At 58.4% G+C, this 13,717-nt stretch carries 13 protein-coding genes; 8 read left to right on the top strand and 5 right to left on the bottom strand.

The features are described 5' to 3' along the window. The first annotated feature begins 84 nt into the window (after positions 1 to 84). Entirely contained in the window at positions 85 to 747 is a 663-nt protein-coding gene (gene yrfG, locus AC0ZWN_RS06295; protein WP_476334439.1) for a GMP/IMP nucleotidase, read from the top strand. A 94-nt stretch (positions 748 to 841) separates the two neighbouring features. Here yrfG and lysM read toward each other — a convergent pair whose 3' ends face one another. Then, positions 842 to 1,282 (bottom strand): peptidoglycan-binding protein LysM, encoded by a 441-nt coding sequence (lysM, locus tag AC0ZWN_RS06290; protein ID WP_463576779.1) that lies wholly within the window; start codon positions 1,280 to 1,282, stop codon positions 842 to 844. Positions 1,283 to 1,420: 138 nt separating this feature from the next. Between lysM and AC0ZWN_RS06285 the strand changes: the two genes are divergently transcribed. The 4 genes from AC0ZWN_RS06285 to AC0ZWN_RS06270 all read left to right on the top strand — a co-directional run bounded on the left by AC0ZWN_RS06285 (position 1,421) and on the right by AC0ZWN_RS06270 (position 6,396). After that, a complete protein-coding gene (locus AC0ZWN_RS06285; protein WP_476334437.1) occupies positions 1,421 to 2,308 on the top strand; it encodes a LysR family transcriptional regulator in 888 nt (295 codons plus the stop codon). 92 nt (positions 2,309 to 2,400) lie between these two features. Further along, a complete protein-coding gene (fdhD, locus tag AC0ZWN_RS06280) occupies positions 2,401 to 3,240 on the top strand; it encodes a formate dehydrogenase accessory sulfurtransferase FdhD (RefSeq protein WP_320335997.1) in 840 nt (279 codons plus the stop codon). Next, positions 3,237 to 5,585: an FdhF/YdeP family oxidoreductase gene (locus AC0ZWN_RS06275; RefSeq protein WP_186620742.1), complete on the top strand. Its 2,349-nt coding sequence runs from the start codon at positions 3,237 to 3,239 to the stop codon at positions 5,583 to 5,585. Before fdhD ends, AC0ZWN_RS06275 begins: the two co-directional genes overlap by 4 nt. 328 nt (positions 5,586 to 5,913) lie before the next feature. Beyond that, positions 5,914 to 6,396, top strand: coding sequence for a glycine zipper domain-containing protein (locus AC0ZWN_RS06270; protein WP_095047118.1), 483 nt, complete (start codon positions 5,914 to 5,916; stop codon positions 6,394 to 6,396). Positions 6,397 to 6,464: 68 nt separating this feature from the next. On the opposite strand, the gene AC0ZWN_RS06265 is transcribed toward AC0ZWN_RS06270, so the two are convergent. From AC0ZWN_RS06265 to AC0ZWN_RS06250, 4 genes are all read right to left on the bottom strand, one after another. Next, on the bottom strand, positions 6,465 to 6,890 hold the full coding sequence (locus AC0ZWN_RS06265) for an acyl-CoA thioesterase (RefSeq protein ID WP_099757724.1): 426 nt from the start codon (positions 6,888 to 6,890) through the stop codon (positions 6,465 to 6,467). A gap of 214 nt (positions 6,891 to 7,104) precedes the next feature. After that, positions 7,105 to 8,331, bottom strand: a complete 1,227-nt coding sequence (locus tag AC0ZWN_RS06260; RefSeq protein ID WP_476334435.1) for a 3-hydroxyacyl-CoA dehydrogenase — start codon at positions 8,329 to 8,331, stop codon at positions 7,105 to 7,107. 218 nt (positions 8,332 to 8,549) lie between these two features. Continuing rightward, the gene (locus AC0ZWN_RS06255; protein ID WP_476334434.1) at positions 8,550 to 10,484 is read right to left on the bottom strand and encodes a RecQ family ATP-dependent DNA helicase; all 1,935 of its coding nucleotides are present in this window, start codon (positions 10,482 to 10,484) and stop codon (positions 8,550 to 8,552) included. Positions 10,485 to 10,663: 179 nt separating this feature from the next. Further along, entirely contained in the window at positions 10,664 to 11,167 is a 504-nt protein-coding gene (locus tag AC0ZWN_RS06250) for a polysaccharide deacetylase (RefSeq protein ID WP_476334432.1), read from the bottom strand. Between the two features lie 303 nt (positions 11,168 to 11,470). On the opposite strand from AC0ZWN_RS06250, the gene AC0ZWN_RS06245 reads away from it, so the two are divergent. The 3 genes from AC0ZWN_RS06245 (at position 11,471) to AC0ZWN_RS06235 (ending at position 13,648) form a co-directional block, all read left to right on the top strand. After that, the gene (locus tag AC0ZWN_RS06245; RefSeq protein WP_122599488.1) at positions 11,471 to 11,746 is read left to right on the top strand and encodes a hypothetical protein; all 276 of its coding nucleotides are present in this window, start codon (positions 11,471 to 11,473) and stop codon (positions 11,744 to 11,746) included. A 94-nt stretch (positions 11,747 to 11,840) separates the two neighbouring features. Then, positions 11,841 to 12,983: a hypothetical protein gene (locus AC0ZWN_RS06240; RefSeq protein WP_476334430.1), complete on the top strand. Its 1,143-nt coding sequence runs from the start codon at positions 11,841 to 11,843 to the stop codon at positions 12,981 to 12,983. Between the two features lie 365 nt (positions 12,984 to 13,348). Next, entirely contained in the window at positions 13,349 to 13,648 is a 300-nt protein-coding gene (locus AC0ZWN_RS06235) for a hypothetical protein (protein ID WP_093429988.1), read from the top strand. The last annotated feature ends 69 nt before the right edge of the window (positions 13,649 to 13,717 follow it).

Genomic DNA, 13,717 nt, shown 5'->3' with positions numbered 1-13,717 from the left:
AGCTCCTTGGCGTGAACGCGCTACTATAACGCGGCTTTCCCGATTGTTTATGTCGGATATCTTTCTACCGTTCGAGACGTTGCCATGCCTTCATTACCGTGGTCCGACATCGATACCGTTCTGCTGGACATGGACGGCACGCTGCTGGATCTGCACTTCGACAATCACTTCTGGCTGGAACACCTGCCCCAGCGTTACGCCGAACTGCACGGGGTCAGCCGGGCCATGGCCGAAATGGAATTGCAGCCGCTGTTCGAACGCCATGCCGGCCAGTTGCAGTGGTACTGCCTGGATTTCTGGAGTGCCGAGCTGAAGTTGTCGGTGCGTGAGTTGAAACAGGAAACCGCGCACCTGATTGCCTTGCGGCCGGATGCCGATACGTTTCTGGCGGCGATCAAACGCGCCGGCAAACGGGTGATCATGATCACCAATGCACACCGCGACTCACTGTCGCTGAAGCTTGAGCGAATCGAACTGGCGCCGTATTTCGAGCGGTTGATCAGCTCCCACGATTACGGTTTTCCCAAGGAGAAACCGCAGTTCTGGGATGCCTTGCAGGCGGACATCGGCTTTGATCCGGCGCGCAGTCTGTTTATCGACGACACCTTGCCGATTCTGCGCAGTGCGCGGGATTTTGGTGTGGCGCATTTGTTGGCGGTGAAAGAGCCGGACAGCCGCAAGGGGCCGAAGGACACGGCTGAGTTTGCGGCGGTTGAGGATTATCGCAGCTTGATCGCAGGGCTTTGATACCGAGTTTTACCATTTGCGAGCAGGCTCGCTCCCACATTTGGAATGCGATCCAATGTGGGAGCGAGCCTGCTCCGGGCGGCGTTCCGACGTGTTACTCAGGAATACGCAGTGTCTGCCCTGGATAGATTTTGTCCGGATGCGACAGCAGCGGTTTGTTGGCCTCGAAGATCTTGTTGTACTGGTTGGCGTTGCCATACACAGCGAGGGAAATCGCGCTGAGGGTGTCGCCTTTTTTCACCACGACAAATTTTGCTGCAGCCACCACCGGGCCGGTCACGGTGATCTGATCATCCACGCTGCCAACCCCGGCAATATTGCCCACCGCCAACAGAATCTTCTCTTTCTCTTCCTGACTCGCGACTTCACCGGTGACGGTCACTTTGTCGCCGTCCACCGTCGCCTGCACATTCGGATTGCCCAGGCCGACCTTGCTGATGTGTTCCTTCAACTGTTCACTGGCATTGGCGTTGCCCGGGGTCAGCAGATCGATCAACTTCTCACCGGCTTCTTTAACAAAACTAAAAAGGCTCATCGTGGTTCTCTCCATGGAATAAAGGTTCAGTCGTCCAAGCCTAGACCACGACAGACAAACCCGGTTCCAAGCCGACCAATGACCCTGCCACCGCGCAAGCGGTAGAATCGCCCAACCCTGCCAGAGCCCGGAGCGAAGATGGACATCAAGCAGCTGAAATTCCTCATCGCCCTCGACGAAACCCGCCACTTCGGCCAGGCCGCCGCGCGTTGCCACATCACCCAGCCAACGCTGTCGATGCGCCTGCGCAGTCTTGAAGAAGAACTCGACCTGCCACTGGTCAACCGTGGCCAGCGTTTCGAAGGTTTCACCGCGCCGGGCGAGCGCGTGCTGGCGTGGGCGCGCTCGGTGATGGCGGCTTATGACGGTTTGCACGCGGAAGCGGCGGCGTGTCGCGGCAATCTGATCGGCACGCTGAGGCTGGGCGTGGTGCCGCTGTCGAGTTTTGATCCGCTGCCGTTGATGCAACGCCTGCACAGCGCCCACCCGAATCTGCGCTTTGAAATGTCGGCACTGAGTTCTGAGCAGATCCTCGAGCATCTGGCGAACAACCGAATCGACATCGGTGTTTCTTATCTCGACCGCCTGGATCACGAACGTTTCGAATCACTGGCATTCGACGCAACCCGCATGGGCCTGCTGTACGACCAGCGCACTTTTACCTTCGGTGAAGCTCCGCTGAGCTGGGAATCACTGATCGAACTGCCGCTAGGCATGCTCACCAGCGGCATGCATTTCCGTCAGTCCATCGACCACAACTTCCACAGCCGTGGCCTGACTCCGCAACCGTTGCTGCAAACCGACGCCGTGCATCAATTGTTACAAGCCGTACACGGCGGTTTCTGCTGCGCGATCATGCCGTTGGACGGCGGGCTGGAAAAACTCACCGACCACCTGCGTCTGCAGCCCATCGAAAACGCCCAAACCCTAGCGCCACTGGGCTTGATCATGCGTCGCGGGGCGCCACGCTCGGCGCTCGCCGAGGCGTGTTTTTCGCTGTATCAGAAATCACCAACGGCGGCTTGATCGACGGCCTCTATCGATAGATCGACACTAGCGATTAGACGCGACAAGTTGCCGCGCCTAGTCTTAACGTTGATCAAACCGTCGGTGATGCCATGAACGCCAAGCGCCCTGCCTGCGCGGCGCCTGCACTTGAAACGCCCGCGCCTGCCGCCAGCCAGACCTACAGTTACAGCGATTTACCCCGTGAGGAATCGGCCAGCACTGCGCTCGCCGAGGAAGTCGCGTTGGCAATTGCCTACAACGGTATCAGCCAGGCCGTCATGCTGGTGACGCCGACCGACCTGGAAGACTTCATCGTCGGCTTCAGCCTCGGCAGCGGCATCATCATCGATGCCACCGACATCTATGACCTGCAACTGACCGGCGCAGGCTCCGCGCAGTATGCGCAAGTGACCATCGCCAATCGCGCGTTCTGGAATCTCAAGCAACAGCGCCGGCAAATGGCAGGCACCAGCGGTTGCGGATTGTGCGGTGTTGAAGCGGTGGAGCAGGCGCTGCCCGACCTCAAGGTGTTGTCCGGCGCGCCGCTGCCACCGAGCGAATGGCTCGACGGTCTGCGTCAGCGCATCGGCGCGTTTCAACCGCTCGGTCAGCACTGCGGCGCGGTACATGCGGCGGTGTTCATGAACGCCAGCGGTGAATTGTTGCTCGGGCGCGAAGACATCGGCCGGCACAACGCCCTCGACAAGCTGATCGGCGGGCTGATCCGCCAGAAGATATCCACAGATGGCGGACTGGCGATTGTCACCAGCCGTTGCAGTCTCGAATTGATCCAGAAAGTTTTGCGCGCCGGCATCCAGACCCTGGTCAGCCTTTCCGCACCCACCGGCCTTGCCGTGCAATGGGCCCGTCGACACAACCTCAATCTCATCCACCTGCCGCAGAAAAGTGCGCCGCGGGTGTACAGCCCCGCGATGGAGAATCAAGCGTGAGCCAACATCATCAAGCCGACCAGAAACCTGTCCCGCGCTACAAGCCTTACAAAGGTGCCGCCGGCGGCTGGGGTGCCCTGATCAGTGTGGCTCAGGCCTGGTTGACCAGCGACAACGCCCTGAAAAACCTGCGCATGATGCTCAAGACCAACCAGAACGGCGGTTTCGACTGCCCGGGTTGCGCGTGGGGCGATTCGCCGGAAAGCGGCATGGTCAAGTTTTGCGAGAACGGCGCGAAAGCGGTGAACTGGGAAGCGACCAAGCGTCGTGTGGACGCCAAGTTTTTCGCCAAGCACAGCGTCACTTCTTTGCTGGAGCAGAGCGACTACTGGCTTGAGTATCAGGGCCGTCTGACCGAGCCGATGGTTTATGACGCCGAAACCGATCGCTACAAGCCGATCAGTTGGGACGACGCCTACACCCTGATCGCCAAGCACCTGCAAAGTCTGCCGAGCCCCGATCTGGCCGAGTTCTACACCTCGGGTCGCGCCAGCAACGAAGCGGCGTATCTGTATCAACTGTTTGTGCGCGCCTACGGTACCAACAACTTCCCGGACTGCTCGAACATGTGCCACGAGGCCAGCGGTGTTGCCCTGGCGCAGAGCGTCGGCGTCGGCAAAGGCACCGTGACCTTCGATGACTTCGAACACGCCGATGCGATTTTCGTTTGGGGCCAGAACCCGGGCACCAACCACCCGCGCATGCTCGAACCCTTGCGTGAGGCAGTGAAACGCGGCGCGCAAGTGGTGTGCATCAACCCATTGAAAGAGCGTGGACTGGAGCGTTTTCAGCACCCGCAACACCCGATCGAAATGCTCACCAACGGCGACAAGCCAACCAATACCGCGTATTTCCGTCCGGCCCTCGGTGGCGACATGGCGCTGCTGCGCGGCATGGCCAAGTTCCTTCTGCAGTGGGAGCGCGATGCGCAGAAGGCTGGCGAGCCTGCCGTGTTCGATCACGACTTCCTCAACGCCCACAGCGCCAATGTGCTGGAGTACCTCGGTGTCGTTGACGATACGCCGTGGGAACAGATCGTCGAGCAATCCGGCCTGACCCTCGTCGAAATCGAGCAAGCCGCGCGTATGTACGCCAAGGGCAAGAACGTAATCATGTGCTGGGCGATGGGCATCACTCAGCATCGCCACTCGGTGCCGACGATTCAGGAAATCGCCAACCTGATGCTACTGCGCGGCAACATCGGCAAACCGGGCGCCGGCCTGTGCCCGGTGCGCGGCCACAGTAACGTGCAAGGCGACCGCACAATGGGCATCAACGAGCGTCCGCCGGTGGCGTTCCTCGATTCGCTGGAGCGACGCTTCCAGTTCAAGGTGCCGCGCCACAACGGCCACAACGTGGTTGAAGCGATCCACGCAATGGCTGAGGGTCGCGCCAAGGTCTTCATCGGTCTGGGCGGCAACTTCGCCCAAGCCACGCCGGATAGCCCGCGTACCTTCGCCGCACTGAGCAATTGCGACCTGACCGTGCAGATCAGCACCAAGCTCAACCGCAGCCACCTGGCTCACGGTAAAGACGCGCTGATCCTGCCGTGCCTCGGTCGTACCGACATCGATATCCAGACCGAAGGCCCGCAAGCGGTCACCGTGGAAGACTCGTTCAGCATGGTTCACGCTTCCAACGGTCAGTTGCAGCCGCTGTCGAACCAGATGCGTTCAGAGCCGTCGATCATTGCCGGTATCGCTGCCGCCACATTGGGCAGTAAACCGGTGGACTGGAACTGGCTGGTGGCTGATTACGGGCGCATCCGCGAACTGATCGCCGACACCATTCCCAACTTCAAAGCGTTCAACGAGAAGATCAAGAACCCGGGCGGTTTCTACCTCGGTAACAGCGCTGGCGCTCGCAAGTGGAACACGCCATCGGGCCGGGCCAATTTCCGCGCCAATATGCTGCCGAAAGATCTCGTGCACGAACGCACCCGCGCGACCGGACAACTGCCGGATCTGATCCTGCAATCGATGCGCTCCCACGATCAGTACAATACGACGATTTATGGCCTCGACGACCGCTATCGCGGGGTGAAAGGCCAGCGTGATGTGCTGTTCGCCAATGAGGCGGACATCATTCGTCTGGGCTTCCGGCCGGGACAGAAGGCTGACATTGTTTCGATATGGGACGATGGTCGTGAACGTCGGGTAAAGGGCTTCACGCTGCTGGCATTTGATATTCCGGCGGGACAAGCCGCAGCTTATTACCCGGAAGTGAATCCGCTGGTGCCGCTGGAAAGCACCGGGGATGGCAGCCATACACCGACGTCGAAGTTCATTGCGATTCGGTTGGAAGCGGCGAGTGAGACTGGGTTGATCATGGCCAAGTCCGCGTAACGCGATGTCAGAACCGGCCTCTTCGCGAGCAAGCTCGCTCCCACATTGGAATGCATTTCAAATGTGGGAGCGAGCTTGCTCGCGAAGGCGTAGGTTCAAGCAATACGCTTCCAAGCCCTAGCACTTTTCCAACGCCCACAAAAAAGGCCGCTTTTTCACAAAAGCGGCCTGTCCGAAGTAGCTAAAGACCGGCGAAAATCGGTTAAGTTCCACTGATAAAACAGCAACTTGCAAAATTGTATACAAGTCGTGTTATTCGTCGGATTTCGATTGTCACGCTCGTTACACAGCCTCAGGATCGGCGCCGTCATCCCTTTGAGGCTCATCTATGAAGTTCTCCTCGATTCTCTTGTTGTCCCTTGGCCTGGTCAGTGGTTTTGCTTCCGCAGGCGGCACCACCGAAGCAGGTGTGGGCGGCGCATTGGGCGGGGTTCTTGGCTCGGTCGTCGGTCAGTCCTTAGGCGGCAATACAGGTTCCACCATCGGCGCAGCCCTCGGCGGCGCGGGTGGTAGCGCGGTTGGCGCCGACAAACGCAGCCGTGGCGAAGCCGCCATCGGTGGTGCGCTGGGCGCAGCCGGCGGTAACGTGGTCGGCCGCAGCATGGGCGGCACCACCGGCAGCCTGATCGGCTCCGCAGCAGGTGGCGGTGCCGGTGGCGCGCTGGGTAACTACATGGGTAACAAGAGCGATGACGATGATCGTCATTATGATCGCCGTCGTGACCGTGACCGTGGTTATTACCGCGACCGTCACCCGGGCCGCGGCCACGCTTACGGCCACCGCAAGCATCACAAGTACTATCGCGACTGAGGCCTCAAATACCTCGCTGGCCGGTAAAGCAAAATCGCAGCCCAAGGGCTGCGATTTTTTTTTGCCGTTTACACCACCAGGTATTCCAGTGCCTGCCGCAGTTCAGCAGGGATCGGCACCGGCTGATTACTCGCCCGATCGACGAATACGTGAACGAAGCGCCCGGCCGCACACGCCTCGCTTTCACCCACCTTGAACACCGCCAGCTCGTATTGCACTGAACTGTTGCCCAACTTGCCGACCCGCAGACCGATCTCGATCAGGTCCGGGAAGGCGATCGAGGCGAAGTAATCGCACGCCGAACTGACTACAAATCCCACCACCTCACCGCCATGAATATCCAGACCACCGACCTGTATCAGGTAGGTGTTCACCGCCGTGTCGAAGAAGCTGTAGTAGGTGACGTTGTTGACGTGACCGTAGGCGTCGTTGTCGTGCCAGCGTGTGGTGATGGGCTGGAAGTGGGGGTAGTCGGTGCGCTGAGGGGTGGACATGGTTGGGCTGATTCTCTTGTGTTTTCAGTGAGGCCGCTTGCCCTCACCCTAGCCCTCTCCCAGAGGTAGAGGGGACTGACCGAGGTGTTCTCTCGAAATTACACCGACCTGAACTGTCGAGCCGAACGCGAAAGGCACAGAGATCGGCTCCCTTTCCTCCTCGCCCCCTTGGGGGAGAGGGCTGGGGTGAGGGGGTAAGATTTTGACTTCAACACTAATCCTGAGCAAACCGCCTACCCTGCGCCGCCAACTCGCCAATCAACCGCGCCGGTTTCCACTGATCGCCCTGGCGCGTCTCCAGCGCCAGCAAGCGCTGATGAATAACCGCGAGCCCTTGCTGATCCGCCCAGGCCATCGGCCCGCCCTTGTCCGCCGGGAAGCCGTAGCCGTTCAGATACACCAGATCGATGTCGTGTGCAGACTCGGCAATGCCCTCCTGCAAAATCTTCGCACCCTCGTTGACCAATGCCAGAAGACTGCGCTCCAGGATCTCCTCAGGACCGATCTCGCGGCGCTGGAAGCCCAACCCTTCGCTGACCTGCAATACCAGCGCATCGACCTCAGGATCGTGCTCAGCCTGACGACTGCCCGGTTCGTAATGATAATAACCGTTGCCAGACTTCTGCCCGAACCGGCCCATCTCGCACAAACGGTTATCCACCTGAACCTCTGGCGCATCCTGGCCCTTGCCGGCCAACTCGCGTGCACGCCATTCCAGATCGATGCCGACCACGTCGTACATGCGGAACGGCCCCATGGCAAAACCGAAACCTTGCAGCGCCGCGTCGATCTGCTGTGGATAAGCGCCTTCAAGCAACATCTTGCGCGCCTCAAGCACATACGGATGCAACATGCGATTGCCGATAAACCCGTGGCAATTGCCCGACACCACACTGACCTTGCCCATACGCTTGCCCAGCGCCAGCGCTGCATCCAGAACTGCCGGCGAAGTCTGCGCGCCGCGCACGATTTCCAGCAGTTTCATGATGTGCGCCGGGCTGAAGAAATGCAGGCCCAGCACCTGATTCGGACGCTTTGTCGCTGCGGCTATCGCATCGATGTCCAGCGCCGACGTATTGCTTGCCAACAGTGCCTCAGGCTTGAGCAAACCATCCAGCTCACGAAAGATCTTCTGCTTCAGCTCAAGATTTTCGTACACCGCCTCGATCACCAGATCGACATTGCAAATCGCCGCATAATCCGCTGCCGCACTGACCCGCGCCAAACGCGCATCCGCTTCGGCCTGATCAATCCGTCCCTGGCGCACGTTGTGAGCATAAGTCTCGGCCACAGTGGCGAGTGCCTGTTCAAGCATCTGTGGATTGTTATCCACCCAATGCACCGTCACGCCGGCATTGGCCAGACACATGACAATGCCCCGGCCCATGGTGCCTGCGCCGATCACCGCGGCTTGCTGAATATCGAAGGTTGTCTGGCTCATGTTGTTCTCTTGTTGGCGATCCAAAGACAGACCTCAACCATAGTCAGCCAACGACGGTTTTTGAAGTTTATTACCGTGATGATCGACATTCAGCGGATGGATACAGCCCTGCTTTTGTGGGAGCGAGCCTGCTCGCGAAAGGGTCATCACATTCAAAATAGTGTTGCCTGATGTACCGCTTTCGCGAGCAGGCTCGCTCCCACAAGGGGGGCTCTTGCTCAACCGAGCAAATGATCATCAGCCCAGCTGCGGACTTCGGCGTATGGATATTCCTCCAATGAGGCAAACCCGGGAATAGCGCGCGCCTTGAGCTTGGTGAACAGCGGCACGCTGATCCCACACAAAAATCGCGTCAACCGCTCAGCCGTTGGAATCACCCCGGTGTGCTGCTCATGCCTGTGGATAAAATCACCACACAGCGCCGCGAAGTTTTTATCCACAAGTGCTGGCAACTCCGGTGGTGCCGGCAACCGCGCCACCTGGCCATGACACACCGAGCAATGCCCACATCGCTCGGGCGCATTGTGATCACCGAAATACTCCGCCAGGCGATAACCCAGGCAGCGTTCGGTGGCGAAGACTTCAAGCATCGCGTGAATTCGCGCCACTTCGGCCTGCTCATGCCGGGTGAAATACTCATGCAGCTCGGCACTCAGGGCATCGCTGTCGAAGTCGCTGTGCAGCAGGCTGTAGACCTCGGTCATCTGCTTGCTTTCCAGCTCGACCCAGCCCTTCTCCTGAAAATAATCCAGCGCCTTAACCACCCGATTGCGCTCGGCGGAATACTGCGAATACATCGCCTCGAAATTCACCGTGGCCCAGGTGCGCGCGCGCGCCGAAGTCTGAATGATTGCGGCGACGAAATCCCTGCGCTCACCGTCGAAACGCTCAAGCAGTGCTTCGGGCTCCAGCAGGTATTTGAAACGGTATTCGGCGTAGTAGGCGTAGCGCGGCGCAATCAAACCGCGCAGCTCCAGTTGCACCAGCAAGGTCTTCAGCGGCAGTGCACGAATGTTGCTTTGATCAGCCAATGGCCCGAGCAGAAACTCCCACTGCCCTTCCGGCACCGAGGCCTTTAGCTCATCGAGTACATAGCGAATGCCGTCGCGCTCCGGCGTATCGCCGTAGACGAAGTTTTCCAGCACATTGAGGCTGTCGCGATTAGCCAATACCAGACAATCCGACGGCTGCCCGTCACGCCCGGCGCGGCCGATTTCCTGACTGTAGTTTTCGATGGATTTGGGCAGGTCGAAGTGCACGACATTGCGGATGTCGCTCTTGTCGATGCCCATGCCGAAAGCGATCGTCGCAACGATGCAATTGGACTGCCCAGCCATAAAGCGCTTCTGGATCGCCTCGCGTTTGTCGTGGGCTAAACCGGCGTGATACGCCTCGGCCTGAATGCCGTTGCGCTCAAGGTGTTCAGCGATGTGCTCAGCAGTTTTCTGCAAGGTCACGTAGACGATGCTCGGCTGCCCCGCACGCTCGGTCATCCACTCGACCAGCCGCCGGCGCTTGTCCTGGCCACGTACCGGTTCCACCAGCAGATTGAGGTTGGGCCGGTAGAAGCCCGTGGTCACCACATCGTCAGCGGCGATAGCGAATTTGGCCTGCATGTCGGCGATGACTTTCGGCGTTGCGGTGGCCGTCAGCAGCAAAGTTTGCGGGATGTTGAACTGGCGCTGATAGTCCGGCAGCTTGAGATAATCGGGCCGGAAGTTGTGGCCCCATTCCGAGATGCAATGCGCCTCGTCCACCACCAGCAGCGAGATGGGTACCTGCTGCAAAAAGTTGCGAAAGCGCTCGTTTTTCAAGCGCTCCACCGAGATCATCAAAATCTTCAATTCACCCGAGCGGGCGCGGGCCATCACGTCACTGGCATCATCGCGACTCTGCGCCGAATCGATGCTGCCAGCGGAAATACCGTGTCGCTGCAAAAAGGCCAGTTGATCCTGCATCAACGCCAGCAACGGCGAGACTACCAACGTCAGGTGCGGCAGCATCAGCGCCGGCAATTGGTAGCAAATCGACTTGCCGGAACCGGTGGGAAAAATCGCCGCTGCCGAGCGCCCGGCCAGCACCGCGCTGATCGCCGCCTCTTGCCCGGGTCGAAACTGTGGAAAACCAAAAACCTGTTCCAGGGTGTTGTGCATTCGCTGTCACTCCATTGACTGCTGCCATGCCAACAGCCTAGCGGGCGATCGCAGCGAGTCGAGAAAAGGTCGGGGCCAAATCGATTCGGAATGATACAGCGATTACTTGAACGCCACGGCCCCTGTGGGAGCGAGCTTGTTCGCGAAGAGGCCGGTCAGACCAACACAAAACCAGAGGTTCAGGGCCGCAACACCGCCACCCGCAGTTGCTCATTCAGCATCTGCTCATGCACACCTTGGCTCTTGCTCGCCCACAGCGCATGAGCCGGGCTGATGTCCCCCGTGAACGCTGCCGCCAACTGCCGCAAATCAGCGACGCTGCGCACACGCGGGCAGAACGGTTGCTCATCACAGTTCTGACTGGCGCTGCGATAGGTGCTCAGCAATCCCTCCCAGAGGCCGGCGCGCACGTGGCGAATCGACTTCAGTTGCACGTGCGGCACCCCGAGTCGCTGCTCAAGCCCCTCTTCATCCAGTGCTTCGCTGGCCAACAGGGCTTTGGCGAACATCAACACCTCACCGCGCGACGCCGTGTCCATGCTCGCCTGGCTGATGAGTGCCTCCGGCCAATCGGTGCGATCGAGGCGATCCAGCACCCACGCATTGCCAATGTCAGAGGCCATGGTCAAACGGCAAGTGCTCAGCCCGAGCAATAAAATCGCGGCCATTCGTAGCCAGTGCATACCTAATTCCCTTTAAGCGCGTGTCAGACGTTTAGAAACGCCCTACAGGTTCTGGCGCGCACGATACAGCGGTTTACCGCGAATCGCCTGACAATCACGTAGGAATTATTACGCCTAAGGGTTTTGGCCTGAAAAAGCTGCGAAAACACGTAAGGTATTTCCTCAAAACACGGAAAAACCCCTACGAATACTGTCCATTGCGGCTGTCTTGTCCCACAGAGAAACGCCCTTCTATAGTGGCCGGCGCGGCTGCAAACACTCTGCCGGCCCGCCCCAGCGCTTCAGAACAGGACACGCCTCACCATGATCAACCGCTATCGCCCACTCAAGACCTGCTACAGCGAAAACCCGGTACTGCTTATCGACAGCCACTCCAGCCAGACTGACCTGATCAATGCCGCCGATCAACGCTTGCGCGCGGCCGGTGATTTGCTGGAAACGCTCTACTGCTTATGTTTCAAACAGGCTGATGTGAAAGATATTCCCAACATCGTTAACGCGCTTTATTTACTGGTACAGGACAGTTGCGACTTGCTTGAAGTTGCCAAACAAAAACCACCACAAACAACATACAACTGAGTCTTGCTACAAATTCGGAAACACCAGAACTCTTTATTTATATAGGAAACCCACACTAACTTGTTCGCTCTTACAACTAAACGAGAGCAACACCATGACAGTTCTAACTATATTTTTTTGCGGCACGGGTTCCAACAAGTTTGATACCGCTCATGAAAACTTCTGGGACGGCGAACTGGTTTCCACGCTGGCTTCCAACCATACCGGCCGTGAGTTCGCCGAGTGGATCGTCGTCGACGGCCCCGGCAGCGGCAACCTGCAAGCCGATGACCTGTTCACCAAGACCAAGGAGTACGGCCTTACCGGCACGCTGTTCGGCAAAGGCTGGGAAGAAAACGTGGCGCATGCCGTCAATGTCATCAAGGGCAAATGCGATTGGCAGCGCGAGCAACTTACCGAGGCCGAATACAACCGCCTCAAAGCCGTCGGGATTCCTATTGAGGATGTAAAGGTCGAAGGTTCGTGGTTTTGGCGCAAATATAACTACGGTGATCGCAGCGTGACCCAACAGAAGTTACAGGAGCAGATTATCAAGACGTTTCGCAAGGATGGCGTTATTCCCACTCAGGTCAATCTGGTGGGCTGGAGCCGAGGGGGTGTAAGTTGCCATATGCTGGCCAATGCGATGCTCAATGATCGCGAACTGAATAATATCCCGGTGAATATATTTGCCCTTGATCCGGTACCAGGAATCGGCAACTTCCAGGATGCGCGCGTCAAACTCGGCGCCAACGTCAAAGAATATGTCGCCTTCTATGCCCGCGATGAACGCTCCAAAGGTTTCAGTTGTGTCATTCCGCAAACCGCCACCGGCACTAAAACCTGCGTCTACCCGATGGCCGGCCGCCACGCGACCATGGCCGGCAACGCCACAGCTGACGGTGGCGTACCCACCAACAGCGGCGACCTGAAAGCGCTGGTCGAACCTGGCCGCATCGTCCGCCACCTCGCCGAAACCTGCTTCAAGCGCTGGGGCGTACAACTGAACAAAACCCTGAATCTGAGCGAAACAGATCTGCTGCGACTGACGGGCGCCATCGTCGCCGACGAAGCGCGCTACAAGCAGATGCACAGCGTTTCCTACACCTACTTCACCGAACTGGATAAAGGTGAGCGCTATGTTTCGCTGGGCAGCAAAGGCGTGCCGTTTTCGGCGGTGAAAGGCGCGATCTACGCGCCGGCTACGGGGCTGACGACGAGCCTATTAAACGTTGCGGAGTATCGGATTATTGGTTGATGGCGCTGGGGGTGTGAGCGGACGAAAAAACCTACAGCAATAGCCTATCCGCTATTCGTCCAGTTCCTACAAACCTAGACTCCGTTACCGCCTATCGCGGCTTGGTAAGTCAAATCTATAGTCGTGACTGTCGCTGCCAAATCAGCGACTCGGGTTTGGTCACCTGAAATTGAGAGAGAGAAACTACGCATGCCCTTGTATGCTTGCCGCCATCTATTGTGCGGCATGCTTTATGGCGGCTGTGTTTGGGACGCTTCGGCGTACACGGAGTTCTCTCTCTCTGGTTGACCAACCCGAACACAGTCGCCTCCCATCGTTTGGTCATGATGGCGGCGGCTATTGGAACGCCTATAGAGAGAAGAACAATGAAAGCATGGAATCCGCTTACCCCTGATCGCTACCGCCCACTCGAATCAAACCTCACCGACACCAAGCCCCTGATCATCGACACAACGGCCAACCCGCAAGACATCCTCGAATGCGCCGTTCAGCGCCTGCGCGCTTCAAGCGACCTACTACGCACCCTCTACTGCCTCAACTTCAGACAAGCCGACGTTGAAGACATCCCCCACATCACCCACGCCCTTTATCTGCTGACACAGGATGGCTGTGACCTGCTGCAAGTCGCACAGCAGCAAATGCTCAATTGGAAGGATCCAGCCTGAAAACAATCTCAGGCAGGTGTGTTTCCGACAAGAATCGCCTGCCTCACGAACGAACATAATTTTGGACAC

Source organism: Pseudomonas sp. 3B-A001-10F, from assembly GCF_056313565.1.
The sequence above is the reverse complement of the archived record's forward strand: the minus strand, read 5'-3'. Positions and strand labels throughout refer to the sequence as shown.